Source organism: Ruegeria sp. HKCCA5763, from assembly GCF_013034545.1.
Classification (GTDB): Bacteria; Pseudomonadota; Alphaproteobacteria; order Rhodobacterales; family Rhodobacteraceae; genus Ruegeria.
Genome location: NZ_WQGF01000001.1, coordinates 666,579 through 693,030 on the forward strand (window position 1 = coordinate 666,579; position 26,452 = coordinate 693,030).

The window sequence follows — 26,452 nt, forward strand, 5'->3', positions numbered from 1 at the left end:
ATGCGCAGAACGCCCGATATGGATGTGTGATGAGCAAGACACCAGTCCCTTTGCATGTGGATGATCTAACCCCGTTTGTTCGTACCCTGGCCATCCAGTTGGGAGGGGCCAGCCCTTCGCACTTAAAACTGATGAACATGGTGGCACGCGCAGCCGGTTATCAGAATGTGCAACATATGCGAGCCGACAGCGCCGCCAGTCGCCGATTACAGGCGCGCTCGGACCCACCACCACCCAATGCGCGAGCAGTGGAACGCGCACTGCGTTTGTTCGATTCAAACGGCAGGTTGCAGCTTTGGCCTTCGAAACGTTCGGTGCAAAACCTTGCACTCTGGGCTGTTTGGGCCGCTTTACCCTCAGGTGCGTCCTTGCATGAGGCCGAGGTTAACGCGTGCCTCAACGCTGAACATTCCTTTTACGATCCGGCCACCTTGCGGCGCACGATGATTTCTTGCGGGCTGCTTACACGGCGCAGGGATGGATCAGAATATCGCAGAATCGAGCAGGAACCTCCAGCCGATGCGAAACAGGTGATCCACGAGGTTACCAGCCGTCGTCGCGCAAGATCACCCTAAGAAAAAACCCCGCCGTTGAGGCGGGGTTTTTGAGGATCAGGTGGCAGTCTCGGTCGGGCCGGGATCGTTTTTGCTGCCCTTCAGCCATTCCCTCATGCTTTGCATGAGGGCATACAGCACCGGAACCACGATCACACCAATCAGCGTCGCCGCCAACATGCCGCCGAACACCGCCACGCCAATCGCTTTCTGGCTTGCAGCACCGGCTCCGTTCGCCGCCAAGAGGGGCACAACACCCAAGAGGAAGGACAGGGCGGTCATCATCACGGCGCGGAACCGCTGATGCGCAGCCTCGGTTGCGGCCTCTTTGATTGACAGGCCATTGGCGCGTTGCTCCATTGCAAACTCAACGATCAGAATACCGTTTTTTGAGGCCAGCCCAACAAGCATAATCATGCCGATTTGCGTATAAAGGTTGATGTCACTGCCGACGATAGCGACAGCCGCGACCGCCCCAAATAGGGCCACGACCACAGATAGCAGGATCGAAACCGGCAATGTCCAACTTTCGTACTGCCCCACCAGGAACAGGTATCCGAACAGGATTGCGAGGCCCAGGATAATGATCACCAGACTGCCTGAGGCCAGCTGTTGCTGCGCCGTACCGGTCCATTCGAACGTGTAACCAGGGGGCAGGGCGGTGGCCGATTCCTCAGTCATCACTGTGATAGCGTCACCACTGGAAAGGCCTGGTGCGGGCACTGCCGTCACTGTGGCCGAGCGAAACAGGTTATGTCGCTTCAACAGAACCGGCCCCAACACGTTTTCAACGTCAATCAGTGTGCCCAACGGAACCATATCGCCCTTTTGCGAGCGGACATAAAGGTTCGCAATATCATCGACATTGTCCCTATAGGTCCCATCAGCCTGTATCATGACGCGATAGACGCGTCCGAACAGGTTGAAGTCGTTGACATAATACGATCCAAGCTGTGCCTGCATCGTCTGGAATACCTCGGCGACGGACACATCCAGCGTTTTGGCTTTTTCACGATCCAGATCCACGAATAGCTGTGGAACGTTGGCCCTGAAGGTGGTGTAAGCCTGCCCAATCTCGGGCCGCTGGTTCGCAGCATAGACAAAGGACCCCACGGCTGAGGCCAGATCCTGAGGCGAGCCGCCGCCAGTTTGCTGTACCTCCATCTCGACACCAGCCGACATGCCCAAGCCCTGAATAGGCGGTGGGTTGAAGGCCACGATCGAGGCCGCGGATTCGGCATTGGAGATGGCAAGGACCTTGGCCAGGATCGCATCGGCGCTTAGGTCTTCCTCTTGCCGTTCGCTCCAGTTGTCGAGGTTCACGAAGATCGCAGCGCCATTGGTGATCGTGCCGTTCAGCAGCGAAAAGCCATTGACCAGAACCGTGCTGGCCACACCTGGGATTTCGCGCAATTGATCGTCAAGGCGTGCAGTCACGGCCTCGGTCCGTTCTAGCGTGGCGGCGTCGGGCAGTTGGACATCAACAAAGAGATAGCCGTTATCCTCAAGCGGAATGAACCCGGCTGAGGTGTTCGACATGATCGTCCCTGTACCCATGCCAAGTCCAACCACGATGGCCAGCGCAATGGCAGGAAAAACCAGCAGTTTGCGCACAATGGCGACATAGCCGTTGCGCATTGTGCCGATAAAACCTTCGAAGACAGCCAGCAGCCCCTTGGGCGGGCCCGAGCGCGCACGCAAAACCAGCCCACAGAGTGCAGGGGACAAAGTCAGGGCGTTGATGGACGAAATCACAACCGCGGTCGAAATAGTGACAGCAAACTGTGAATACAATCGTCCCGAAATGCCAGGCATGAAAGTTACCGGTACAAACACGGCCAGCAACACCAGTGTGGTTGCAATGACTGGGCCGGTGATTTGGCCCATCGCTTTACGCGTTGCCTCGGCAGGGGGCAGACCTTCGTCTGCGATGATGCGCTCTACGTTCTCGACCACGACAATGGCGTCATCCACCACGATTCCAATGGCCAGAACCAGCGCAAACAGAGAGATCGTGTTCAACGACATGCCGAAGGCCAAAAGGAATGCAAAGGTCCCGATCAAAGACACCGGGATTGCGACGGCCGGGATAATCGTGGCGCGCCAACTGCCCAGGAACACAAACACAACCGAAATCACCAGAATAAAGGTCAGGATCAAGGTCGAGACCACGTCACTCAGCGATGCCTCGACAAAATCGGTGGTGTTGAAGGGCACGTCATATTCCACGTCCGTCGGGAAGGAGCGGGACAGGCGTTCCAGTTCTGCTTCCACGCGCTCGGACACGGCCAGCGCATTCGCGCCGGGTGCCTGATAGATACCGATCACAGTAGCTGGAACGGCCTGGAAATAGCCCGAGGCCGAATAGAACTGCGCGCCAAGTTCAGTTCGGGCGATGTCTTTCACGCGCACGATCGCGCCATCTTCACCTGTGCGGATTACGATATCGCTGAACTCTTCGGCGGATGTGAGGCGACCCTTGGACTTGATCGTGTATTGAAACGTCTGCCCTTCGGGCACCGGAGGGGCGCCGATCGAACCCGCCGATACTTCTATGTTCTGTTCGCGGATCGCATTGATCACGTCGCCCGGCGTGATGGACAGAGCGGCCATCTTGTCCGGGTCCATCCAGATCCGCATGGCGTATTCCAGGTTGGTCAGAACGTCCGCCTTACCAACGCCCTGCACACGCGCCAGCGCGTCTCGCAGATTGATCGAGGCGTAGTTGGACAGGAACACGCTGTCATAGGTGCCATCGGGCGACGTCAACGTGACCAGCATTAGCATGTTGGTCGATGATTTCTGTGTGACCACACCCGACGATGTCACTTCGGCTGGCAGCGAAGACATTGCCTGCGCCACCCGGTTTTGCACGTTGACCGATGCGATGTCGGGGTCGGTGCCGACCTCGAAGGTGACATCCAGCGAATAGGATCCGTTATCAGACGATCTGGACGTCATATAGATCATGTCGTCCACACCGTTGACCTGTGCCTCAATGGGCGCGGCGACAGTGTTTTCCACGGTTTCCGCATTTGCACCGGTGTAAGTGGTAGAGACGTTGACCACGGGCGGAGTGATATCCGGGAACTGCGCCACCGGAAGAACCAAATAGCCAATGCCGCCCATGATGGTCAGCACAAGCGAGATGACAAGCGCCAGCTTGGGCCGGCTAATGAACAGGGCTGAGAACATCAGTTATTCTCCTGGCTGTTCAGAGGCAACGACCGCGTCAACAGCCACGCCGGGGCGAACGCGTTGAAGGCCCTCAACAATCACACTTTCACCTTCGCGCAGGCCTTCTTTTACAATGATGGCCGTGCCAACAGCGTCGCCGGTGGTGATGTAGCGTTGCTCAACCATCTGCTTGTCGTTGACCACCAGAACGAACTCGCCGCGCTGATCACGCTGCAAGGCGGCCTGAGGCACCAGAACTTGCAAGGTTGGCTCCAGCGCTTCGATTTGTACGGTCACGAAGGCGCCGTCCAGGATCAGACGGGCGGCATTGTCGAATTGCGCCCGGACCCTGATTGCGCCTGTCAAAGGGTCGATGCGGTTATCGACAAAGACAATTTTTCCGGTTTCATCCAACTCGCTTCCATTTGGCAGGATCACGTGAACATTGGGGCTTTGCGGGCTTTCCGCCAAAGAGGCCGAGTTTTCGCCATAAGATTCCAGAACCGTCGTGAATACTTTTTCATTGAGGGAAAAATTCACGTAAATTGGTGTTTCGCTAACGATATTGACCAATGGAGGGTTGGTTGGACCGACCACGTCACCAACGCTGGTCGTGATGCTGCCGATACGTCCATCAAACGGCGCATGGATCTGCGTATAACTCAGGTCAAGCTCGGCTTGTTGGATCGCGGCATTCGCTGCCTTGACCTCTGCTTCTGCAACCAACTCGTTGGCGCGCGCGATGTCGCGTTCCGACTCTGGTGTGGCATCGCGTTTGTAAAGTTCTTCCTTGCGCGCAAGATCGACTTTGGCGAGTTCCAGATTGGCCTCGGCCCGGTTCAAATCGGCCTTGCGAGCTTCAAGCGTCGCTTCATACAGGTCGGGTTCGATGGTGAAGAGCAGGTCTCCCTCTTTGACTGTAGCGCCATCTTCGACTTCCCTGCTGTTGAGAAACCCGTTCACTCGGGCCACGATGTCGACCTTGTTGATTGCCTGAGCACGCCCGATGAACGAGGCTTCATCCGTGATTTCTTGGGTATAGGCTGCCGCAATTGAGACTTTGGGGGGTGCGCCTTCCTCTTGTGCGACAACCGGATACGCCAATCCGAGAGACAACAGCAGGGACGCTGTGGCCAGAGGCCTGCTGATCCGGTTGGATGAGAAACGTGTTGGGAACATGGCGAAAGCCTCGTGCGTGACAGAAACAAATGATGCCGGGCCCGCCGTATTGGAGGCCCGAGTCGGAAGAACTTCGCATCAGGATGACTTTTTTGACATGGTTTCTCAAGCGTGATGACGCCTGAACCTGTTGGCACTGGTGCGAAAAATTACTTCGCTTTGACCATGTTAGGTGTTCACTTTGATCATGCCCAAAAGCAAAACAGGGGCCACGCGGGCCCCCGAATACTGTCAGCATGCAACAAGATTAGTTGCGTGTGCCAGCGAATTTTTCCTGCCAGTCTTCACGCTGCTCATCCAAGATTTTGGCGAACAGTACATCGGGCACAGTAAACGCGCGACCCGCAGGCAGCGCGTCCAATGCGGCGGCCAAGTCATCGGGCCATCCCGTGTCCAGCGTGTTCATCGCGCTGAGCATTCGGGCCGAGGTATCGGGAATGAACGGCGCGCTGAGAACAGCATAAAGGCGGATCAGGTTCAGCCCCAGACGCACCTGAGCCGCAGCTTGTTCCGGATCTTCCTTGAAGGTTGACCATGGGGCAGCGGCCTGAAGATACTCATTGCCCGCAACCCAGATCGCCCGCAATTCCTGCGCGGATTTGCGAACCTCCATTGTTTCCATGTGGTCCTCATAGGCGCGGACGCGGCGGGTCAACTCGTCGATCAGAGCGTTTTCGCGTTCGCCAAATCTGCCGCCTTCCGGCACTGCTTCGCCAAACTTCGAGCGGCAGAACTTGGTGATGCGGCTGACAAAGTTACCCAAAACATCAGCAAGGTCCTTGTTCACCGATTGCTGGAAGTTTTCCCACGTAAACTCACTGTCGCTGCTTTCAGGCGCATGGCTCAGCAGCCACCAGCGCCAATAGTCGGCGGGCAGGATCTCAAGCGCCTGATCCATGAACACGCCGCGCCCCTGGCTGGTCGAGAACTGGCCACCATCATAGTTCAGGTAGTTGAAAGACTTGATGTAATCGACCAGCTTCCAGCGCTCGGATGATCCGGTGACTTCGTTATGCGCGTTTGTGCCCAATATAGTGGCCGGGAAAGACAAGGTGTGGAAGGGGACATTGTCCTTGCCCATGAACTGCACATAACGCACGTCTTCTGCGCCTTTGTCGGTGCGCCACCAGCGCTCCCAATCGGCATCGGTTCTACCGCTGGCATCCGCCCATTCCTTGGCACAGGCGATGTATTCGATGGGGGCGTCGAACCAGACATAGAAGACCTTGCCTTCCATGCCGGGCCAGTCCTGGTCACCCTTTTTGACCGGAACGCCCCAGTCCAGATCGCGGGTGATGCCACGATCTTGAAGACCGTCGCCATCATGCAGCCATTTCTTGGCAATTGATGTGGTCAGGACCGGCCAATCGGTCTTGCTGTCGATCCACGCATCCAGTTGATCCTTCATCGCCGACTGGCGCAGATACAGATGCTTGGTCTCGCGCACCTCAAGATCGGTCGAGCCACTTATCGCGCTGCGTGGCTCAATCAGGTCGGTCGGGTCCAACTGCTTGGTGCAGTTCTCGCACTGATCGCCGCGTGCGCGGTCGTACCCGCAATTGGGGCAGGTACCTTCGATGTAGCGGTCGGGCAGAAACCGACCATCCGCGTTGGAATAGACCTGTTTCTCGCTGACCTCACGGATCAGGCCGGCGTCGTCCAGCTTGCCTGCAAAATGCTGGGTCAGGCGCTTGTTCTGTTCACTGGACGAGCGGCCAAAGTGATCGAAGCTGAGGCCGAACCGGTTGGCGATATCGGCCTGAACCGCGTACATGTCAGCGCAGTATTCGGCCACGGGCTTACCGGCTTTGGCAGCCGCCAGTTCCGCGGGCGTGCCGTGTTCATCCGTGGCACACAGGAACATGACCTCATTCCCCCGGCCACGCTGGTAGCGTGCGTACAGGTCGGCTGGCAGTTGCGAGCCGATCAGGTTGCCGAGGTGCTTGATCCCGTTGATGTAAGGGATCGCCGAGGTGATGAGAATCCGAGCCATTTTGCGTGTCCACGTAACTGTCTGCGCGCTCGTCTACCTTATGTAACCCGCCAGCAAAAGGCCGGGTTTTGCGTGGATGTCCTGAAATGCCACGATCCAGTCAAAAAACGCTTTATCAATTGAGTAGCGATTGCAGTTAAACAGGTGTCTACACTACCCATAGGTTGAAAATAGAATCACGATCTCTTGTATTTTTATTATGACTACCCATATTGAGTGTATACAAAAGTATACAAAAACGAGGGCATATTCCTAATGTTCGACTTCCTGCTTGAGGGTGCATTCGTGCCCTTTACCATGGCGCTTGCGCTGCTGTTTGGCCTGCTGGCCCTGGAGCTGATTGCTCTGGTGCTGGGTGGAAGCCTGCTGGCAGGTGAGGGCGAGGTCGATCTGGATGCTGTGGATGTTCCGGATCTGGCTGTTGCAGACTTCGATCTCGACATAGATGCTGACATTGATCTGGGCGAATTCGAACTGGCCGAGATTGAGACGGACGTGCCTGATGCCGCCGCTGCCGGGCCGATGGCATGGTTGGGGATTGGCAAAGTGCCATTCATGATTTGGCTTGTGGTCCTGCTGGCGGGTTTTGGTCTGTCGGGCATCGGCCTGCAATTGGCGCTGCGTGATTTGTTGGGCTTTGATCTGCCAAGCTGGATGGCTGCGATCCCGGCAGCTGCATTCGGTCTGTGGTTTGCGCGCGGCTTTGGTACCGTGTTCGCCCGCCTGTTGCCGAAGACCGAGACTGAGGCGATGTCCGAAAGGATGCTGGCCCGCCGTCGCGGCGTGATCTCGCAAGGGACGGCGTCTCGCGGACGCGCGGCAGAGGTGAGGGTGATGGACCGGTTCGGAAACACCCATCACCTGCGCGCCGAGCCGCTGCAAGACAAAGACATCCTTGAGCAAGGCACTGACGTTCTGGTGCTGCGCGACAGACGGCGGGACCGGTTCGTTCTGGTCGGCTTGTCGGACTAACCAAATTATCAACTCTTAAATCGGAGGATTTTGCATGGAAGTTTCATTCCTGGCGATTACGGTCGTCACCATTCTGGCCGTCCTGCTATTCATCGGCCTTGTACTTGGCCGCCTTTATGAACGCGCGACCCGCGAAGTGAGCCTGGTGAAAACCGGGGCGGGCGGTAAAAAAGTTATCATGGACGGCGGTGTGGTCATCGTGCCGCTGTTGCACGAGGTCAGCCCCGTCAACATGAAGACCGTCCGCCTTGAAGTGCAACGCAGCGGCGAGGCTGCACTGATCACTCAGGACAGGATGCGCGTGGACGTGGGTGTCGAATTCTACGTCTCGGTCATGGCGACGGAAGAGGGAATCGCGCGCGCCGCGCAGACGCTGGGCTCACGCACGTTTGACGTCGAACAACTGCGCGAGATGATCGAAGGTAAACTGATCGACGGTTTGCGCGCCGTGGCCGCGCAGATGACCATGGACGGGCTGCACGAAAACCGCGCTGACTTTGTGCAAGAGGTGCAGAACGCAGTGTCCGAAGACCTGTTGAAGAACGGCCTGTCGCTGGAATCCGTGTCGCTGACTGCGCTTGACCAGACGCCGTTCGAAGCACTGGACGAGAATAACGCCTTTAACGCTGTGGGTATGCGCAAACTGGCCGAGGTGATTGCAGCCTCGAAAAAAGAGCGCGCGCAGATTGATGCGGATGCCGAGGTTGAAGTACGCCGGGCCGCGATGGAGGCCGAGCGTCAGAAACTGCTGATCGAGCAGGACGAGGCACAGGCGCGGATCGAGCAGACTCAGAAGGTTGAAACCCTGCGCGTGGCGCAAGAGGCCGAGATTGCGGCGCGGACCGAAGATTCGGTGCGCGAAACCGAACGTGCCCGGATCGCCCGTGAAGAAGCCATCCGCGGGGCCGAGATCGAGCGCGAGCGCAAGATCCGCGATGCTGAGATTGCGAAAGAACGTGAGATCGAAGTGGCCGAGCAGGAGCGTCAGATCATCATCGCGCAGAAATCCGAAGAGGAAAGCCGTGCGCGTGCATCTGCTGACCTTGCCCGGGCCGAGGCGACAAAGGCGACCGAGGCCGTCGTGACCGCCCGCGAAGTGGCCGAGGCTGAGCGCCAGAAGCAGATCGTATTGATCGAAGCCACGCGCGAAGCCGAACGTCAGGCGACCGCGATCCGTCTGGCCGCGCAGGCCGAGAAAGAAGCCGCCGCAGACCGTGCCGAAGCGCGTCGTGAAGAAGCACAGGCCGAAGCGGATGCGCTGAACATTCGTGCCGAGGCGAAGAAAAACGACATGCTGGCCGAAGCAGAAGGTAAGCGTGCGATTGTTGAAGCCGACAACGCTCTTTCTGCTGCGCAGATCCGCATGAAGGTCGATATGGCCAGGATTGAAACCATGCCGTCGATCATCTCGGAAATGGTGAAACCGGCCGAGAAGATCGACTCGATCAAAATCCATCAGGTTGGTGGGATCGGTGCCGGTGCTTCAGGCGGTGGCGCGGCCAACAGCGACAAGCCGGTGGTCAATCAAGCGCTGGATTCGATCATGGGCATGGCTGTGCAGATGCCCGCACTCAAGAAGCTGGGCGAGGAGCTGGGTCTGTCGATGGAAAACGGTGTCGGCGGAGTAGTGAACGGCGCGCTAGAGGCGACGCCGGAACCCGCAGAAGTGGTCGATGTTGTCGAGGAAGAAACGCTGCCGACTCAATAATATGCGAACAAACAACAAAAGGGCCGGGGATTTCCCGGCCCTTTATTATTCTTCCCGAGAGCGTTTCAGAAGGCGCCCGACGGTAAAGGATGTGCGCGGAGCGTAAACATAGTTCGTCCGCTCTTCTGGCGTTGGGCGAGAGCGCATCCGCGCAAGACCAAAGATGATCAATCCCAGATGTCCGACGGCCACAAATGCAAACAAAGCGCCGGGGCCGAACTGTTCGATCAGTGTCGAGGAAATATAGGGCGATGCAATAGCGCCCAAAGCGTACCAGAACATCAATGCAGCGGACAGCTCGACCCGTTCTTCACTGGTGGCAAAGTCATTCGCGTGGGCCGAAGACAGCGAAAAGATCGGAAAGGTCGTCAGACCAAAGAACCCGGCGGCCAGCATCACCCCAACCGTCCCAGCGCCGCTGGCGGCCATCGTGATCCCGCAGCTCAGTACAGCAGCGGCCGACAGCCAGATCAGAACCCAGCGTCGGTCATACTTGTCAGCCAGCCAGCCTAACGGGTATTGCGCCAGGGCTCCGCCCAAAACAAACGAAGCAAGGAAGAAAGCAATCTGGTCAATGCCCAGACCAACCTCTTGCCCGTAGACCGGGCCAACCATTCGGAAGGACGCAGAGCTGAGCGCTGAAACGATCACACCCGCGACGGCCAGAGGGGAACAGGCCCAAGCCAGCTTGGGCCGCAAGCGCTGTGTGTTGGGTGTTGGCGGCTGGTTCGCTCGGGTCAGCGTCAGCGGCAGCAGCGAGGCACAGCACAGGATCGCCAACAGGTTATAAGACACGTAAGATGCTGGCGGCAGAACCGCGATGATCATCTGTGCGCCAAGCGAGGCGCCCAGGTCAACAAGCCGGTAGGTGCCCATCGCCCGTCCGCGTGTTTCATTCGTGACCTTTGCGTTCAGCCAAGCCTCGATCACAGTGTAGCAGCCTGCGATACATGTTCCTGATGCGATCCTGAGGATGGCCCAGATATAGGGATCGTTGGTTAGGGTGTGGCCGATCAGCCCCATCGCGCCCAATGCAGTACAGACGGCGAAGGCGCGGGAATGTCCGACACTGCCCATCAGTCGTGGGGCCCACCAACACCCTACGAAAAAGCCGATAAAATGAGCCGATCCCAGCAGACCGATCTGTTCGGTCGTGAATTCCAGGGTGATGCCGGATATGGCGTCAAGCGGGCCAACCCCGCCTGTCGACAGTTGCAATAGAATGGCTGAAAGGAAAAGGGCGGCAAAGGAAATAATGGTACGCATAGTGATCTCAGATTGGCGTCATTGCCGCACAATGCGCGCACCTATTCGACTTTATCGAGTCGTTTTTGCGCTTTGTGGATCAACTTGCACGACTGATCTCGGCGTGGATGTTCAGACCGACATTGTCCCGAACAAGATCGGGATAACCCGACGCGCCAAAATCATGCCTGTTCAAGGCCCCCGTCAGACCGATAGACAGGTTTGTCAGGTCGTCAACCGTAGTGCCTGCCTTGCGATAGAGATTGGCGTTCAGCGTGATGGGGCGCGTTACACCGCGGACGGTCAAATCGCCGGTTATGCGGGCCCCGTCCGAGATACGCCCTTGCGCGCCAAGCTCAATTTTTGTTGAGACAAAACGGATCGTCGGGTGCTGTTTGGCGTCCAGTACGCTGGGGCTAAGCATGGGCATTCGGGCAAAGGGCAACCGAGTTCTGGCCTTGCTGACATCCAGCACTACGGTGACCTGGCTGTTTTGTAGTTGGCGCGTATCGACTTGGACGTTGGCGAAGCGTATCGGCATGGATCCCGTCTGCATCACGCCTGAAAGGTTGAAACTGAAGCCAACCCTGGTGTCCGTTGTCGACAGAACATAGGGGCTAAGTGCGGCAAGCGACGGTCGGGCGAAGGGCAGGGATGCAAGCCCGGCAAGGACAGTACGGCGGTTTACAAACGTCATGCCATGACCCTTTCCCGTCTGGGGCGGGATCGCTTGAGAAGCATCAGAACGATCGCGATGTTCAGGCCGTTCCAGAGAATACCGTTCACGAATGCCAGTTGGTAGCTTCCGGTGAGGTCGTAAATCCAGCCCGACATCCAGCCGCCAAGGGCCATGCCAAGAATGGTCATCATCAAAACAAATCCGACCCGCGCGCCTGCCTCTTGCGGAGGCATGTACTCGCGGACAACCAAGGCATAGCTGGGCACGATGCCGCCCTGGGCCAGCCCGAACATCAGGCTGATAAAATAAAGCGAGACCATCCCGTCATAGGGCAGGAACAAGAACAGCGCGATGCATTGCAGGACTGAGCCAATCAAAAGGGTCATGACCCCACCAAGGTGATCGGCCAGAAGGCCCGAGACCAAGCGGCTTACGACACCACCCAACAACATTAGTGACAGCATCTCGGCGCCCACCGCGGGGCCATATCCCAACCCGACGCAGTAAGAGACGATATGGACCTGCGGCATGGACATAGCTACGCAACAGCCAATGCCAGCCAAGCCAAGAATATATTGCAGTGTGCGAGGTGATACACCTGCACTGCGTGCGTTGATCTGGGCAGAGGCTTCGGCCGTACTGTGTGCCTCGACCGGGACCCGGCGGCGTAGGAGTAGGGACAGTGGGATAACGACGAGCAGTGTTAGAACGGCTAATGTCACATAGACCTGTTGCCATCCATCGCGCGCCAGAATGCCCGACAGCATGGTGGGCCAGATAGCTCCGGACAGGTAATTTCCGCTGGCCACCAACGCAACGGCAATACCGCGTCGTTTCATGAACCAATGCGATATATCGGCGATCAGTGGGCCAAATCCAATTGACGTGCCTAACCCAAGCAGAAGATGCGCGGCAGACAGCAGCATGATATTTGGTGCCAGCGTTGCCAGCACATAGCTTAGGGCACTCAAGATGGCTGCGCCGATCAGGGCCATGGTTACACCCAGCCGGTCTACCAACTGACCCAACCACATATTGCCCAGGGCAAAACCGATCATCGTAAGCGTGTAGGGCATCGAAGCTTCTGCGCGACCAGCGCCGAATTCAACCTCGACTGCGGGCATGACCACGATCACCGCCCACATCCCCACATTCGCCACTGTTGCAATGGCGAGTGTGATCAGAAGGCGAAGCCAGGAATAGCGGCTGTCGTGGATCGGGTGGCTCATGCGGTGACGCTAGGGTGCGGTAGGTGTTTTGACCAGTCACATCTTGCGTGAGCTATTTGTGTTCACGTCACAGCGTCTTCTGTTTCGGTGCGCTTCAGGTGTAAACCGGCGCGGGCCGCAGTCATGGTGGCCTGCCATGTGACCGGGGGCAGGGCGCGGGCCCGGCGGCGGGTCAGGGTCCAGCACCGGGCTTCGCCCTGATGGGCGGCAGCCATGTGCCAGCGTGTCTCGACCCCTTGCGCGCCACCGTCACCGGGTGTCAGCAGCAGGCCAAGCGGAGCCCGCCCCATCGTGCCGCCCTGTTCGGCGGCCAGATGCATCCGGCGCACCGGTGTCAGAACCGGCGCGCCCGGCAGGTCGCCGATGATCAACGGGATCGCCCCGCTGCGCAGCGCCTCTTCCATGCACCACAACAGATCTTCGGCGCGGGTGGGGTGGACAAAGATGAACCGGGCCGGATCGGCAAAGGGCATCATCCCGTCCGGGTTCAGCTGGCCGGGCTCCCACGCGGGAGAGATCCACAGTACGGGCCCCTGCGCCTGGCCAGCCAGCCACATAGCAAAGCTGCGCCGGGCGGGGCCGCATGCCTCGTGCACGCGGCCCAGTTGCAGGGTGATCTGATTATGCAGGTTCAATCCCGGAGCAGCACGCGCGGGTTTGTGATCGAGAAGCTGGGCAGACATGCGTGCAGATTAGCATGTTCTTATTTTGTTCTCAATGATCGAATGCAGCCCTGAAGAGGTCAGCGTGACAGGATCATGCGCCCGTCTGCGAACTGGATGTTCGAAAACCGATGCAGGTAATCCATCCCCAGCAGGGATTTGTGCAGCTCACCCTCATTGACCCAGGCCGAAACGTTTTGATCGGTGATGGGGCCAACCGTCAGGGTTTCCAGCCGGATCGGAGCGGTGCGCACCTCGCCATTGGCAGTCAGGGCGCGCCCGAAATAATTCAGTTGATCAGGATCGATACCTGCACGTTCCGCATCCTGCGCGCTCAGAACAATCTGGCTGGCACCGGTGTCGACAAGAAAGTTGATCGGCTCACCATTCACCAAAACGGGTAGGTAATAATGGCCATCATAGGCGCGGGGCACCTCAATCGTCTCGCCCGAAACGGTCATCTGCGGGGCGGGGCCAACCGAGGACCGGATATCCTCCCACAGGCCGATGACGGCAATGACTCCGACAAAGATGAACACCCAGGCCATTACCTGCTGCAACGTCTTGTTCAGGGACTGGCGGTTTTGCGAGACGAACCAGAAAGCAACCGCCAGGCCAAGCACGACCAGATAGACCAGTTGTCCTATGTTGACGTCTTCCATTCGGGTATCCCCACTTCGGTCAGTACTACGGTATATGGGGGTTTATGCGGCAAAACCAAAGGCTTTGAGGCCATCCAGAATGAACTGTACCGAAAGCGCCGCCAGCAACATCCCCAACAGCCGGGTCAGAACGTTCAGCCCGGTCTTGCCCAGAACGCGCGCCACTGCGCCGGATGTCAGATACATCACGAATACCATCGCCAGAACGACCAGCATGACGCCAATAACAACGGCAAGACCCTGAATGCCGGGCTGCTGGCCCGCAAGCAGGATCATCGTTGCAATCGAGCCGGGGCCAGCGATCAGCGGAATGCCCAGTGGGAAGACTGATGGGTCCGGGTGCTCCTCTTCTTCGGCGCTGCTTTCACGGCGTTTGGTGCGGCGCTCAAACAGCATGTCGAGCGCGGTCAGGAACAGCAGAACGCCCCCCGCAACGCGAAACGCCTCCATCGAGATGCCGACAAATCCTAGAAGAGCTTCACCGAAAGCGGCAAACAAAGCCAGAATGAAGCCTGCCGTCAGGCACGCCCGGATCGCAATGGATCGGCGCGTGTGCCAATCCATCCCCTGAGTCAACGCCACAAAGATCGGTGTTTGTGCAGGCGGGTCCAGGACAACGAAGAGCGTTGTGAACGCAGTAATTAAGAATGCACTGTCCATTTTAGTTGCTGCTCCGTTGCAGTGCCTGCAGGATTTTCAGGGCGTCTTTCGACAGGTTTGATGGCACATAGACATGATCGTGGTGATACCCAGCGACCATGTTTGCGGGAATGCCAGCCTGAGCCAGCGCGTCGGATACGGCTGCGGTCAAACCGACACCTTCCAGCGAAGAGTGAACCTGCAATGTGATGCAACGCATTGCGACGGCATCCTGCGGCGCCTGTGCGGTTGGCACGATGAGAGACAACCCCTCAGCCTCGACACAGCTCGCACGCGTGCCTTCTGGCCAGGTTTCGTTTTCTGACCAGACAACAAAGGCAAACTCACCAGGCTGCAAAACAGGATGCATACCGGCAATCATAGCGTTGGTATCCTTGATCGGTGTTGTCATGCTGTTTCTGCCTGTTCCAGCCGTTCTGCCGCAGCAACCCATAGTGCTTCGGCCTTTTGCATCGCCTCGGTCACTTCCGCGAATTTGCGGTTCCAGGTTTCCAGATCGTTGATCCTGTCGTCTTCATACAAAGCCGGGTCCGACAGTTTGGCCGAAAGCTTGTCATGCATATCCGTCAGCTTCTCGATCCGATCCTCGCATTTGCGCAAATCGGCCCGTAAGGCCAGCATAGCCTCGCGCGAGGGGCGTTTGGACTTGCTGACTTGCGGCTTTTCTTTGACCGGTTTGTCCCGCGCCAACAACAAAGATCGGTACGCTTCAAGGTCGCCGTCGAAGGGTTTGACTGTCCCGTCCGAGACCAACCAAAGCCGGTCCGCGACAAGGCTTAGAAGGTGCATGTCGTGGCTGACTAACACGACTGCACCGGAATAGGCGGTCAGTGCTTCGACCAGAGCCTCGCGGCTTTCGATATCGAGGTGGTTGGTCGGTTCATCCAGGATCAGCATATGCGGCGCATCAATCGTGGCGATCAGCAGCGAAAGGCGTGCTTTTTGGCCACCGGACAGACGACCAACCTCGGTTTCGGCCTGATCCGCGTTCAGTCCAAATCCAGCCAGCCGAGAGCGCCACTTGCCCGGCGCTTCGTCAGGACGCAGACGGCGCAGGTGGTCCAATGGCGTTTCGTCCACATAAAGCTCATCCACTTGATGCTGTGCGAAATAGCCGATGCGCAGCTTGTTGGAACGGCTCATCTTGCCCGCCATCAGGGGCAGGCGGTCAGACAAAAGCTTGGACAAGGTTGATTTGCCCTGACCGTTCTTGCCCAACAGGGCAATCCGGTCATCCTGGTCAATCCGCAGGTTCAGGCGGCGCAGAACCTCAGTCTCGCCATAGCCTGTCGCACCGCCCTCGATCTGGATGATCGGCGGCGACAGTTCTTCGGGTTCGGGGAAGGAAAACGCGCGCAGGGCGGCCTCTTGCGGGGTCGAGACAAGTTGAATGCGCTCGATCATCTTCAGGCGGGATTGGGCCTGAACGGCCTTGGACGCCTTATAGCGGAAGCGATCTACAAAGCTTTGCAAATGCGCGATGCGTGCCTTCGCCTTGGCGTTCTCGGATTCCGCCTGCGCCAGACGTTCGGCGCGTCGTTCGGCGAACTTGTCATAAGGCACCGCGTAATAAGTCAGCTTGCGGTCCTCGAGATGCAGGATCGAGCCGACAGCACGGTTCAACAACCCTCGGTCGTGGCTGATGATGATCACCGTGTGCGGATATTTGGCCAAATAGCTTTCCAGCCACAGAGCACCTTCAAGGTCCAGATAGTTGGTCGGTTCGTCCAGCAACAGCAGATCGGGCTGCGAAAACAACACCGCCGCCAAAGCGACACGCATCCGCCAGCCGCCCGAGAAATCGGAACACGGGCGCAACTGGTCTTCGTCGTCAAAACCCAACCCCTTGAGGATTGAGGCTGCGCGCGCCTCGGCGGACCAAGCGTCGATATCGGCAAGGCGGGTCTGGATCTCGGCAATGCGGGCCGGGTCATCCGCCGTCTCAGCCTCGGCCATCAGGGTGCTGCGTTCTGTATCAGCGGCAAGAACCGTGTTGATCAACGAGACGCCAGACGAGGGCACCTCTTGCGCCACACCACCAATCCGAGCGCGTTTGGGGACCAAGATATTGCCGGACTCCAGCGCCAGTTCCCCCCGGATCAGGCGGAACAGAGTGGTCTTGCCGGTACCATTCCGGCCCACAAGGCCAACCTTGTGCCCGTCTGGTATGGTCGCGCTTGCGCCGTCAAATAAAGGGCGGCCTTCAACGGCATAGGTGATGTCTTCGATCCGTAGCATGGGCCGCTCTTAGCAGAGGCGTGATGCCGCCGCCAGCGGCTTGGCATGTTCAAGCCTCATTCAATGTGTTAGCGCTGTGTCGTTTGCTTTTCTGATCGGTTTTTCCAATGCGCGCGGCCCAAACGCCCCCTCATCTGATCACGCTGATCTTTGCCACTGCGTTGTCGGTGCTGTCGCTGAACTTGTTCCTGCCGTCGCTGGCCCACATGAGCGAAGATTTCGGCGTGGATTACGGCCTGATGAACCTGTCAGTTGCCGGGTATCTGGCGGTTTCAGCCGTGCTGCAACTGATCATGGGGCCGCTGTCTGATCGCTTCGGGCGCAGACCGATACTGTTGATGTGCATGACCTTCTTCGTCATCGCCTCAATCGGATGCACACTGGCCCAGTCGATCTGGGTGTTCCTGGGGTTCCGTCTTTTGCAGGCCGCAGTGGTGGCCGGGTCGGTTCTGTCCAGCGCATCAATCAGAGACCAGTATCCGCCGAACGAGGCGGCCAGCAAACTGGGTTATGTGACGATGGCCATGGCTTTGGCGCCGATGCTTGGGCCGATGCTGGGCGGCGGGCTGGATGTGCTTTTTGGTTGGCGCTCGGGGTTTGTGCTTTACACGTTGCTGGGTGCAGGGGTGCTGGTTCTGCTGTGGTTTGACATGGGCGAAACCAACACGAACCGTTCTTCTACCTTTACTGCCCAACTGCGCGAATATCCGGATCTGTTTCGCGCCCGCAGGTTTTGGGGTTACGCCTTGTGTGCGTCGTTTTCGATTGGTGGATTCTATAGCTTTATCACTGGCGCGCCTCTGGTCGCGGCTGCCTGGTTCGATCTAAGCCCGGCGATGTTGGGTCTTGGGATTGGCATCATAACCGGTGGGTACATGGTCGGGAACTTCGTCACCGGTCGGATAGCGGCGCGGACACGCCTGACCACGATGATCCTGATCGGCCGGGTTGTGGCTTCGACCGGGCCATTCCTTGGATTACTTCTGTTTCTCACTGGCCTGGGGTCAGTCTGGGTGTTCTTCGGATCGGCCATCTGCGTTGGATTCGGCAATGGCCTGACCAATGCAAATGCCACTGCAGGGATCATGTCCGTGCGCCCTAAGTTGGCGGGCAGCGCAGCCGGGCTGTCTGGGGCAATGATCGTGGCGCTTGGGGCTATCCTGACCTCGGTGACGGGTGCATTTGTCAGCCCTGAAAACGGGCCCTTTCTGGTTCTGGGCATGATGTGGGCGTGCAGCTTTGCCGGGTTGTTGGCCGTAGTTTATGTTCGTCGTCTGGATTGGATCGACCCGCTGCCTGACACATTCTGAACCCCAAAGCGGCGAACGGGCCATCATAACACTTTTCATAAGCCAAAGACCGTGATACGCGGCGCGCGATGGATTTCGGCGCGGGCCCCGCGCCACATTGTAAGGAGAGGCCGATATGGCACTGGAACGCACATTCTCGATCATCAAACCCGATGCAACCCGCCGCAACCTGACTGGCAAAATCAATGCCAAGTTCGAAGAGGCCGGCCTGCGCATCGTCGCGCAAAAGCGCATCCACATGACCAAAGAGCAAGCTGGCAAGTTCTACGAAGTGCACGCCGAGCGTCCGTTCTATGACGAACTGTGCGAGTTCATGTCGTCGGCTCCGGTCGTTGTTCAGGTTCTGGAAGGCGAAGGCGCCATTGCAAAGAACCGCGAAGTCATGGGCGCAACCAACCCCGCAGACGCAGCCGCTGGCACCATCCGCGCCGAGTTCGCGGAATCGGTTGGCGAAAACTCGGTCCACGGTTCGGACGCTCCGGAAACCGCAGCGGTTGAGATCGCGTACTTCTTCTCGGGCATCGAACTTGTTGGCTAAGCCAACGCTTCTGCCAAATCATTGGGCCGCTCCAACTGGCGCGGCCTTTTTTGTTCAGATTTGCTTTAGATCTTGTGGTGCAACGCGCACGCCAATGGCATCCAGATCGGCGATCATCTTATTTTCCGGCGCGGCACTGTTGCCTGACTTTATGGCGTCAAAGCGTTGACGCAGGGCCTTCTTTTCTTCACCCTTGCAATCGTTCCACGGACGGCCCTGCAAGCCCATCACCAGCACGTAGTAACCGATGAAGTGGGCCTTAGTGCCTGCTTTGAGCAGGCGGGCATAGGCTTCATCCGGCCCGAGATCACGCAATTCTTCAGCCGAGTGAATACCCGCACGGGCGCAGGCTTGTTCGAAAGCCGGGCCAAGGTTTCGGATCGATGAAACAGGGTCGCTCATTCGTTCGTTTTACGTTTATCCCTGACCCCTGTCACCCGGGGATTACGCATGGTCAAAGCGGAATGTCTTGAAGTTTTTCCAAGCTTGAGATTGCATAAGGCTATGCTATCGCGGAGGGTCGAGTGTCAGAACACAAAAAGACCAGAGGTGGATCAACCGCAAGGAGGATGCCCGGGGCGTCTGAAGACCTGTTTTTTCTGCCCTCTGTGATGGACACGTCCGCTGTTGAAGCCGCCTTGCCGGGGTTCTCTGTTGTTGTTGAACAGGACAGCGAGGCCAAACCTTTTTCATTGCTGGATTGCCATGATCAATCTTTGCGGGCCAAGGGTTGGATGCTGATCGAAATCGGTGATGCGTTGCAATTGCTGCAAAAGGAACAGCGCCCATTGTTCCAGAACTGCTCAGGCAAGGGGCGGTTCATTCAGGATCTGCCGAGCGGTGAAGTGCAGGCGGCGTTGCGTGATTTTCCAAAGCTCAGAGCCCTCATGCAGATTGGGGCCGGTAAGTTAGAAGAAAAAAACTTTGTTGTGCTGGATGAATTGCAAAAGACCCAGGTCAGAGGGGTGATCTGGTCAATGACTTCAACCTCGGGGCAGGCCACGCTTGTCCGGCTTCAGAGGTTGCGCGGGTACGAACGGACATATCAAAAGGTCAGTACAGCCTTTGCCGATCTGCCAGACTGCGCGAAGGATGTTGAAGCGCTGTATGCCGGGTTGTTTCCTGGCATGGAGACCTATCGCGCCAAGCCCGATATCCAATTGGGAAGAGCGGAACCGTCCATCGAAGTTGCAGCAGATATTATTCACACATATCTGATGGTTGCCCGGCAAAACGAAAGCGGTATGGTTGCCGATATTGATACAGAGTTTTTGCACGATTACCGTGTCTCGCTACGTAAGATCCGGTCTGTGATCAGCCTGTTTAAAGGCGTCTTTTCCGAAGATCAAACCGTCGAGCTTAAGCGGGTGTTTTCCGACCTCATGGCACCGACCGGGCGCATGCGTGATCTGGATGTGTATCTTTTGGAAAAAGATATGTATTTCAATCTCATACCAGAGCATCTTCATTTTGGTTTGCAAGCGATGTTTGACCGGTTCCAGTCAGAGCGCGGGCAAGAATTGTCGCGCTTGTCTCGCAGATTGCGCAGCAAAGCCTATGCCACCTCGATGAAGCATTTGATCGAAACGTTCGACGGCATCGGTCAACTGCAACCCGGGCCAAATGCGGATCGGGGCGCGTACGACTATGCCTGCGCGCTGATCTGGAAACGCTATCGCAAGGTATGCAAAATCGCACGCGGCATCACCGATGACACCCCGGACGAAACGGTTCATAACCTGCGCATCGACTGTAAGAAACTGCGCTATCTGATGGAATTCTTTGCACCTCTCTTTGACGCAAAGGGATTTAAATTGATCCTCAAGCCTTTGAAAAAGCTTCAGGATAATCTGGGTCTTTTTAATGACTATTCCGTCCAGCAAGAGGCTTTGCTGACCTTTGTCTCTCAGCAAAGCAACACGCAGGGCCGTGTGGACGCCCAGGTTGGCCTGGCCGTTGGTGGATTGATTGCCGTGCTGGATCAGCGCCAAAAATCCGAACGCAGCCGTGTGATCGCCAGTTTCCAACACTTTGACAGCCCCGAAACCCGAAATCTGTTCCGCAGTTTGTTTCACGACAAAGAGGAGTGAGGAATGAAGATCATTGCCTGTTACAGCAACAAGGGCGGTGTCGGCAAAACCGCGACCTCGGTGAACCTGGCTCATGCATATGCACAGGCAGGCAAGCAGGTTTTGCTGTGTGATCTAGACCCTCAGGGCGCGTCGGGTTTTTATTTTCGCGTGAAGCCGTCCAAAAAGTTGACGGACGCGCGGTTTTTCGAGGACGTGGAACGGTTTACCAAAGCGATCCGGGCCAGCGATTTCGAAGGATTGGACGTGTTGCCCGCAAATCTGACCTTCCGCGATTTCGATGTTTTCTTGTCCCGAATGCGCAACAAGCGCTCACGCTTGAAAAAGGCGCTGGTGTCCGCCGGCAGCGATTATGACGTGGTCCTTCTGGATTGTCCGCCGAACTTTTCCACCCTGTCTGAAAACATCTTCAAGGCGGCAGATGAAATCGTTGTTCCCGTCATCCCCACGACTCTGTCCGAGCGAACGTTTGATCAATTGGTACGCTTTTTCGACGAACACAAGCTGCGCAAGAAGAAGTTGCGTGCGTTCTTTTCGATGGTGCAGAAACGAAAGGTTTTACATCAGGAGACAATGGCCTCGATGCGCAAGCTATATCCTAAACGGTTTTTGCAAACGGCGGTTCCATTTGCTGCGGATATTGAAAAGATGGGTCAGCATCGAGCGCCCGTCAGCACCTATGCCGGGCGCAGTGCAGCCTGTGTGGCCTATCGGGCGCTGTTCGACGAACTGGAAAACGGAGTGGTTTCAACCCAATGAGCAAAGAAATCGAGCGCAAGTTTCTGGTGGCAGCCGCGCCGGACCTGAGCAACGCGCAGAAATCCGTTGTGCGACAGGGTTACTTGACCGCGCCTGACGACTCGACTGAGTTGCGGTTGAGGCAGAAGGACGATGCGTTTTTCCTGACACTGAAAGGCGGCGGTGGTCTGGTCCGTGTTGAGCGCGAGGCACAAATCACAGCGGAACAGTTTGAAACCTTCTGGCCCGAAACAGAAGGCCGCCGTGTCGAGAAAGAGCGTTACACCGGGCGTTTGCCGGATGGGCTCATGTTCGAGCTGGATATTTTTTCCGGTGATCTGGCGCCGTTACGCCTGGTTGAGGTCGAATTCGACTCGGAGGATGATGCCGAAGCTTTTGTACCACCTGATTGGTTCGGGGCGGATGTAACAGAAGACAAACGCTTTAAGAACAAGACGATGGCAACAAACGGTATCCCGATTTAGGGATTCTGCGCCAGATAGATCGTCGCCTTCAGCCCAGGATCACAATTTTGGGCTGCAAACCTTCCGCCATGCATATGCGAAATCGCTGCGACCAATGCCAGACCCAGCCCGGCGTTTCGCTCCGTACGCGCAGGGTCAAGCGTTACGAAAGGCAGTTGCAGGCGATCCAGTTCTTCAGGTGGGACGCCCGGGCCTTGGTCGCGCACGTGCAGACATGCAAAACCGTTTTCGGTATCCAGCGAAATCGTGATGGTCGACTCCGCAGGCGCATATCGCATCGCGTTTTCAAGCAGGTTGGACAGGGCCTGTGACAATAGAGGGCGGTGCCCTTCGATTGGGGGGGCTGAGCCAGTCACCTCGAGTGTTATGCCCTGATCGGCAGCCACCGGGTCGTAAAGTTCGACAACATCGCCGACGAGGTGCTGCAAGTCGATGGTTTCAAACTGTTCGCGCCCAAGCCCGGCTTCGGCGCGCGAAATCTCGGTCAGCTGTGCCAGCACGCGCAGCACGTGGTCAATTTCTGCCGTAGCGCGGGCGACATCGACTTCTCGGTCCAGATCGGTTTTTCCCGGCTCTGACAGGGCTTCGACACGCTGGCGCAGGCGCGAGAGCGGAGATCGCAGGTCATGCGCTATGGAATTCGACGTGGTGCGCAGGTTGCTGATTAATTCCTCAATCCGATCCAGCATGTTGTTCAAAGTGCGCGAGACCTGGTCGAATTCGTCGCCGGTTCCGCGCAGGGGCATTCTTTTGGATAGATCGCCTGATACGATGTTTTCTGCTGTGCTAGCTATGTCCGAGAGGCGTGCAAAGACCAGGCGTGTAAACAGCCAGCCGGTAATCACGCTCAGTACAAAGGCAATCCCCAGCGCCAGTGCAACGGATCGGAACAAGACGCGGTCAAACTGCTGACGCGTGGCGGCGTCGCGCCCAACCAGAAGACGCTCTCCGCCGGGCAGGCGGATCGATGCAGCAGACACCGGGACAAGCTGGTCATTGTCGGCGCGGCGAAGCTCCAGATCGACCCAACCACTGCCTGCTGCAACATTGACAGGCCAGGATTTCAGGTTGCCCACCAGCTTGACCCCAAGCCGGTCGGTCAACAGGTAAAGCGCGTCGCGTTCAGAGGCGCTTGGCAGGCGACGTTCGATTGCGGTGATCAGCCCAAGCAGACCTCGCCGTTCATATTCATCCGCCAACCCGGTCAGCTCGGCCGAGACGACCGAGCGTGTCTCGGCTTCAATGCTTCGGTTTGCGGTGACGTACACCACGGCCAGTACCGACGCAGTCAGAAAGGTGCTGAGAAACATGCTGGTCGCGACCAGCCGTGTTCTGGAATTGTTTAGGGAAAGCCGAAGGTTATCCATCGGACATCATGTAACCCGCGCCGCGAACGGTTTCAATCAGGGGGGCATCGCCGCCTTCATCCAACTGCCGCCGCAGCTTTGAGATATGGACGTCGACAACATTTGTGTTTGGATCGAAGTGATAATCCCAAACGCCTTCAAGCAGCATGGTGCGCGACACCACACGGTTCTTACGGCGCAGAAAATATTCGAGGATCTGGAACTCGCGCGGGGTGAGGGTGATCTCGTGCCCGGCGCGAGTAACCTTGCGGGTCAACAGATCCATCTCAAGGTCTTTGCAGGTGAGTGTCGGTGTTTCTTCGGATTCCTGAGGACGACGCAGCAGAGCCTCGATGCGGGCGTGCAACTCCTGAAAGGAAAACGGTTTGACCAGGTAATCGTCTGCGCCCGAGCGCAGGCCCTTGACCCGTTCATCCACCGCGCTCATGGCTGTCAGCATCAGGACGGGTGTTTTCAAACCGGCTGCCCGCAGTGACTTGATCAAGGACAGCCCATCCAAGCCCGGCAGCATCCGGTCCAGTACAATGGCGTCAAACCCGCCATCTGTGGCGTGATACAACCCTTCGCGCCCATCTGCGGCGGTTTCGACCACATAGCCTTCTTCGCCGAACCCTTTGGCGATGAAGTCCCTGGTGTCAGCGTCATCTTCCACGATCAACAGGCGGCGGCTCATGGTCTGGCTCCTTTCTATCGGGATTTAAACACAATATTCAGGTGATGCACATGGAATTCGGGGGATCTTGCCGGGTTCTGGGCACGCACCCGGCAAGCCCGGCAGACAGTGGACAATTCTGATCTGCCGGGTGAGGCGCGCCGAAAATCCCCATCAAGCGGCGCGCCCGGTTTCCTGATCAGGCGAGTTCGACTGCGACGAAGATCTGACTACCGCCGCGATTGATCAGCACCAGAGCCGGATCGGTCTTTTCGCTGTCCAGCGCCGCCTTCAAAGCATCGGGTGTGAACGTCTCTTGGTTACCCAGTTTGACGATCACGTCACCACGCTGCAGACCGGCCTTTGCGGCGGGGCTATCGGGTTTCAGATCCGTGACGACAACACCGTCGACAGTCTCGGGAATGCCCGTCTCGGCACGGACCGTTTCAGTCAGCGGGGCTACAGTGACACCCAGTGTCGTACCTGCAACCTCAGCCTCGACCGGTGTATCAGGTTGGGCAGACGCCGCCTGATGCTGACCGACTGTCAGAGTCAGCGTTTCCTGCTTACCATCACGCAAAACCGTCAGAGTGCTGTCCGTGCCAACTTTGGTCGTGCCGACGAGAATGGGCAGGTCACTGCTTGAGTCTACGGCTTCATCGTTGAACGTCAGGATCACATCGCCTTGCTTCAGAACACCATCCGCCGGGCTGTCGGAAACAACATCGGACACCAGCGCGCCAGAGGAGGCATCGATACCCAAAGCGGCAGCAAGTTGTGGGCTGACGTTTTGGATCGAAACGCCCAACCAGCCACGGCTGACCTGGCCATCGTCACGCAGGTCGGCTGCGATATGCTGGACGATATTCGAAGTCACGGCAAAGCCCAATCCAACGGATCCACCGCTGGGCGAATAAATGGCTGAATTCACGCCAATAACTTCGCCTTCCATATTGAACAGGGGGCCGCCCGAGTTGCCCTTGTTGATCGCAGCATCGGTTTGAATGAACTCTGCATAGGGGCCTTCAGAGATGTTGCGACCTTTTGCCGAGACGATGCCGGTGGTCACTGTGGAGCTGAGGCCAAAGGGATTGCCGATGGCCACGACGTCTTCGCCGACACGGATGACATCGCTGTCGCCCAGTTCAACGGCCTGAAGCGCGGTGTCCGGGTCGATTTTCAAAACGGCGATGTCGGTCAGCGGGTCGGTGCCGACCACCTCGGCTTCATAGCTGCGATCATCACTCAGCCGAACGGTAACGGTAGAGGCGTTGTCTACGACATGATGATTGGTGACGATATATCCCGCCTCATCCAGCACAAAGCCCGAGCCCAAGCCCTGTGCCGGACCGCGCTGGGGTGCATTGAAACCTTCGGGCGCACCAAATCGCTTGAAGAACTCGCCAAACGGGTGCCCGTCAAAGTCGAAGTTTTGCCCAGGCGCTGCGCTAGGTACATTGTCCTGCTCCGCGATGACGGTCACCACCGAAGGGGAAACGGTTTCAACCAGATCAGCCAGTGCCTCGTCCGCCACGGACGGAATGGCTGTTGTCGCCAACAGCGCGGCCCCTAGGGCGCTGATGCCCATCCAGTTGGAGGTTCGGGGAAGTAAAAGCGATGATTTGCGGATGCTCATTTCTGTCTCCTGTATGTGTCGCGCAGATTCGACTGCGCGTTAAAGCAAGAGATGCAGCACCAGGATTGGTCTTTCCTGAGGGATACGTGAAGAAATCTTAATTTCGCCACAAAGGCGATGTTCTGTGACGGTCGACGTCAGACTGGATTCGTCGAAATTGACGGGTCGGAGTCGTGCGAATCGGAGGATTGTTGCTGAAATCGACGTCAAACTCTCAAAACCGTTGAATTATTTTTGTTTTGTTGACAATGATTGGTCAGCAGGATGGGGAAAATAGCTGCTCCCTCAATGGTTGTGTGTTTGAAGGCTGCTGGTCGGCCTTGACACCAAAAATGTAACGTGTGCGAGGTGAAATCGCGAATAAGTTTGCGCATAATCTCGAATCGTTATCTTGTGCATAAATTTGAAATCGCCCTAGGGTTGATCGTCGTAAATGGCGTTGTTGCCCAAAAACCATTCAGAGTTGAGCCAAGTTAACCATTCCCTCCAATTTTACATTGTTTTGAACGATCAGATCAGTGAGGATGAACATGCCCAAGTGAGGGGGAGCCAAAAGCGCTAGGGGGCGCTGCTGGTTCACTCGATCACCGAGAGTTTTAGCGGCGTGTTAACGAGGGGGTCTTGTTTAGGTTTGGCGGCTATTTAGTCAGCGTGCTTTGACGGCGCACTGGCCGGACT

Annotated in this window: 23 protein-coding genes; 8 read left to right on the forward strand and 15 right to left on the reverse strand. The window is 57.3% G+C overall.

What is annotated here, in order from left to right; all coding sequences use genetic code 11:
* Positions 1-29: 29 nt before the first annotated feature.
* Positions 30-575: a DUF2087 domain-containing protein gene (locus tag GOV89_RS03285; protein ID WP_171237450.1), complete on the forward strand. Its 546-nt coding sequence runs from the start codon at positions 30-32 to the stop codon at positions 573-575.
* Positions 576-611: 36 nt separating this feature from the next.
* On the opposite strand, the gene GOV89_RS03290 is transcribed toward GOV89_RS03285, so the two are convergent.
* The 3 genes from GOV89_RS03290 to metG form a co-directional block, all read right to left on the reverse strand.
* Entirely contained in the window at positions 612-3,749 is a 3,138-nt protein-coding gene (locus GOV89_RS03290) for an efflux RND transporter permease subunit (RefSeq protein ID WP_171237451.1), read from the reverse strand.
* Between the two features lie 3 nt (positions 3,750-3,752).
* Positions 3,753-4,910: an efflux RND transporter periplasmic adaptor subunit gene (locus GOV89_RS03295; protein WP_171174496.1), complete on the reverse strand. Its 1,158-nt coding sequence runs from the start codon at positions 4,908-4,910 to the stop codon at positions 3,753-3,755.
* Positions 4,911-5,157: 247 nt separating this feature from the next.
* The gene (metG, locus tag GOV89_RS03300) at positions 5,158-6,903 is read right to left on the reverse strand and encodes a methionine--tRNA ligase (protein WP_171237452.1); all 1,746 of its coding nucleotides are present in this window, start codon (positions 6,901-6,903) and stop codon (positions 5,158-5,160) included.
* A 255-nt stretch (positions 6,904-7,158) separates the two neighbouring features.
* Between metG and GOV89_RS03305 the strand changes: the two genes are divergently transcribed.
* Both GOV89_RS03305 and GOV89_RS03310 read left to right on the forward strand, forming a co-directional pair.
* Positions 7,159-7,875 (forward strand): OB-fold-containig protein, encoded by a 717-nt coding sequence (locus GOV89_RS03305; RefSeq protein WP_171237453.1) that lies wholly within the window; start codon positions 7,159-7,161, stop codon positions 7,873-7,875.
* A gap of 34 nt (positions 7,876-7,909) precedes the next feature.
* A complete protein-coding gene (locus GOV89_RS03310; RefSeq protein WP_171237454.1) occupies positions 7,910-9,583 on the forward strand; it encodes a flotillin family protein in 1,674 nt (557 codons plus the stop codon).
* Between the two features lie 45 nt (positions 9,584-9,628).
* Here the strand turns inward: GOV89_RS03310 and GOV89_RS03315 are convergent, their stop codons facing one another.
* The 8 genes from GOV89_RS03315 to GOV89_RS03350 form a co-directional block, all read right to left on the reverse strand.
* Positions 9,629-10,849 (reverse strand): MFS transporter, encoded by a 1,221-nt coding sequence (locus GOV89_RS03315; RefSeq protein ID WP_171237455.1) that lies wholly within the window; start codon positions 10,847-10,849, stop codon positions 9,629-9,631.
* Positions 10,850-10,928: 79 nt separating this feature from the next.
* The gene (locus GOV89_RS03320) at positions 10,929-11,525 is read right to left on the reverse strand and encodes a YceI family protein (RefSeq protein WP_171237456.1); all 597 of its coding nucleotides are present in this window, start codon (positions 11,523-11,525) and stop codon (positions 10,929-10,931) included.
* Positions 11,522-12,736: a CynX/NimT family MFS transporter gene (locus GOV89_RS03325; protein ID WP_171237457.1), complete on the reverse strand. Its 1,215-nt coding sequence runs from the start codon at positions 12,734-12,736 to the stop codon at positions 11,522-11,524. Before GOV89_RS03325 ends, GOV89_RS03320 begins: the two co-directional genes overlap by 4 nt.
* Before the next feature lie 62 nt (positions 12,737-12,798).
* Positions 12,799-13,419 (reverse strand): ImuA family protein, encoded by a 621-nt coding sequence (locus GOV89_RS03330; protein ID WP_171237458.1) that lies wholly within the window; start codon positions 13,417-13,419, stop codon positions 12,799-12,801.
* 59 nt (positions 13,420-13,478) lie between these two features.
* Positions 13,479-14,060, reverse strand: a complete 582-nt coding sequence (locus tag GOV89_RS03335) for a TIGR02281 family clan AA aspartic protease (protein WP_171234118.1) — start codon at positions 14,058-14,060, stop codon at positions 13,479-13,481.
* A 42-nt stretch (positions 14,061-14,102) separates the two neighbouring features.
* On the reverse strand, positions 14,103-14,720 hold the full coding sequence (locus GOV89_RS03340) for a MarC family protein (protein WP_171174478.1): 618 nt from the start codon (positions 14,718-14,720) through the stop codon (positions 14,103-14,105).
* Position 14,721: 1 nt separating this feature from the next.
* A complete protein-coding gene (locus tag GOV89_RS03345; RefSeq protein WP_171237459.1) occupies positions 14,722-15,111 on the reverse strand; it encodes an ACT domain-containing protein in 390 nt (129 codons plus the stop codon).
* Complete coding sequence (locus tag GOV89_RS03350) at positions 15,108-16,958, reverse strand: ABC-F family ATP-binding cassette domain-containing protein (RefSeq protein ID WP_171237460.1); 1,851 nt, start codon at positions 16,956-16,958, stop codon at positions 15,108-15,110. The genes GOV89_RS03345 and GOV89_RS03350 overlap by 4 nt, the downstream gene beginning before the upstream one ends.
* A 107-nt stretch (positions 16,959-17,065) precedes the next feature.
* On the opposite strand from GOV89_RS03350, the gene GOV89_RS03355 reads away from it, so the two are divergent.
* Together GOV89_RS03355 and ndk are read left to right on the forward strand one after the other, a co-directional pair.
* Positions 17,066-18,268, forward strand: coding sequence for a multidrug effflux MFS transporter (locus GOV89_RS03355; RefSeq protein WP_171237461.1), 1,203 nt, complete (start codon positions 17,066-17,068; stop codon positions 18,266-18,268).
* A 115-nt stretch (positions 18,269-18,383) separates the two neighbouring features.
* Positions 18,384-18,806: a nucleoside-diphosphate kinase gene (gene ndk / locus GOV89_RS03360; protein ID WP_155143779.1), complete on the forward strand. Its 423-nt coding sequence runs from the start codon at positions 18,384-18,386 to the stop codon at positions 18,804-18,806.
* Positions 18,807-18,860: 54 nt separating this feature from the next.
* On the opposite strand, the gene GOV89_RS03365 is transcribed toward ndk, so the two are convergent.
* Entirely contained in the window at positions 18,861-19,208 is a 348-nt protein-coding gene (locus tag GOV89_RS03365; protein ID WP_171174470.1) for a TfoX/Sxy family protein, read from the reverse strand.
* A 167-nt stretch (positions 19,209-19,375) separates the two neighbouring features.
* Between GOV89_RS03365 and GOV89_RS03370 the strand changes: the two genes are divergently transcribed.
* The 3 genes from GOV89_RS03370 to GOV89_RS03380 are packed head-to-tail and all read left to right on the forward strand — an operon-like array spanning position 19,376 to position 22,119.
* A complete protein-coding gene (locus GOV89_RS03370) occupies positions 19,376-20,896 on the forward strand; it encodes a CHAD domain-containing protein (protein WP_171237462.1) in 1,521 nt (506 codons plus the stop codon).
* Between the two features lie 3 nt (positions 20,897-20,899).
* The gene (locus GOV89_RS03375) at positions 20,900-21,655 is read left to right on the forward strand and encodes a ParA family protein (protein ID WP_171174466.1); all 756 of its coding nucleotides are present in this window, start codon (positions 20,900-20,902) and stop codon (positions 21,653-21,655) included.
* Positions 21,652-22,119, forward strand: a complete 468-nt coding sequence (locus GOV89_RS03380; protein WP_171174464.1) for a CYTH domain-containing protein — start codon at positions 21,652-21,654, stop codon at positions 22,117-22,119. Before GOV89_RS03375 ends, GOV89_RS03380 begins: the two co-directional genes overlap by 4 nt.
* Here the strand turns inward: GOV89_RS03380 and GOV89_RS03385 are convergent.
* The 3 genes from GOV89_RS03385 to GOV89_RS03395 form a co-directional block, all read right to left on the reverse strand.
* Entirely contained in the window at positions 22,116-23,429 is a 1,314-nt protein-coding gene (locus tag GOV89_RS03385) for a HAMP domain-containing sensor histidine kinase (protein WP_253286244.1), read from the reverse strand. The two genes, GOV89_RS03380 and GOV89_RS03385, sit on opposite strands and share 4 nt — an antisense overlap.
* Positions 23,430-23,478: 49 nt before the next feature.
* Positions 23,479-24,159: a response regulator transcription factor gene (locus GOV89_RS03390; protein WP_171237464.1), complete on the reverse strand. Its 681-nt coding sequence runs from the start codon at positions 24,157-24,159 to the stop codon at positions 23,479-23,481.
* Positions 24,160-24,337: 178 nt separating this feature from the next.
* The gene (locus tag GOV89_RS03395; RefSeq protein ID WP_171237465.1) at positions 24,338-25,774 is read right to left on the reverse strand and encodes a Do family serine endopeptidase; all 1,437 of its coding nucleotides are present in this window, start codon (positions 25,772-25,774) and stop codon (positions 24,338-24,340) included.
* Positions 25,775-26,452: the final 678 nt, after the last annotated feature.